1 pseudogene is annotated in these 642 nt (G+C 35.7%); it reads right to left on the bottom strand.

Features of this window, described 5'->3' with window-relative positions:
• Nucleotides 1-119: 119 nt before the first annotated feature.
• Nucleotides 120-642, bottom strand: a pseudogene (locus CCU_RS06290) (site-specific DNA-methyltransferase); the annotation flags it as partial.

Genomic DNA, 642 nt, shown 5'->3' on the forward strand with positions numbered 1-642 from the left:
TTCAGCTTTTGAACTAGTTCTATACTCAATCTTGGAACTGATTGCATCAAAGTATTGTAGCGCTTCATACTGAGGATCACGCAGGCTCATAGCCCATTTAATTTTATCTACTGAACTCATTATTCCTGCACCTCACTTTCAAAATTACATTTATCCAATAAATCCTTTGGTATTTTTTTCACTTCCACATTCTCTGGAAGAATCATGTCAGCTTGATTTTTCTTACAATAGATAAGTAAACTCTGCTTATCCCCTAAGTTCTTCATTATCGACATCACATACTTTGTATTAACAAATTCTTCTGTGATATGTATGAATCGATTCTCTGATGAATGTCCTTGAAACACCCCAGATGGTTCATAGGTAAATCCTTCTATCTTGCAAATAGCTTCACATACCATATCCCATGTATAAGATGGATTTATTTGATAAACAGGAAGAACTTTGTTCTTTACAAGTAATGGTTCTGCAAGTTCGTAGAATTTATATCCCCCGCCACCTTGCCAATCATATGTGTTTGTGACACCACCTCTATCTTTACCATCTATAACTCTATCTAATCTCTTTTTGCAATGTGTATAACAATGATCTCCAAGTTCAATTCCAATGTATCGCCTTCTCATTTTATGTGCCACCGCTGCG

Source organism: Coprococcus sp. ART55/1 (assembly GCF_000210595.1).
Taxonomy (GTDB): domain Bacteria; phylum Bacillota; class Clostridia; order Lachnospirales; family Lachnospiraceae; genus Coprococcus; species Coprococcus aceti.